This window comes from Neisseria sp. P0009.S010 (genome assembly GCF_051958545.1).
GTDB lineage: Bacteria > Pseudomonadota > Gammaproteobacteria > Burkholderiales > Neisseriaceae > Neisseria > Neisseria subflava_A.
Map to the genome: position 1 here is coordinate 1 of NZ_JBQCVH010000048.1, position 251 is coordinate 251.

General features: G+C 53.8%; 1 pseudogene. It reads left to right on the top strand.

Annotated features, from left to right (window positions below):
* Nucleotides 1-251: pseudogene (locus tag ACTHSN_RS10850) on the top strand (hypothetical protein); the annotation flags it as partial.

The following is a 251-nucleotide window of genomic DNA, read 5'->3' on the forward strand; positions in this document are numbered from 1 at the left end:
ATAGCGGCATTCAGACGGTCTCTGTTTCTCAAGCATATGCGGATGACGCAACGGGCTGCGGGCAGCTTTATCCTGTAAATAGCTTCGAGAGTTTGTTCAGGCAGATGGCAGGCACGGTGCATAGTGCCTGTTTGCTTGATATGCCGCCTGAAGATTTAGCGAAAAAGTGGCAGATTCCCGTGTACCGGCGCTATCTGCGGCTTTCCGGCCGTTTGCGGCCTGACGGAGAAAAACAGGCGGTACTCAGATGG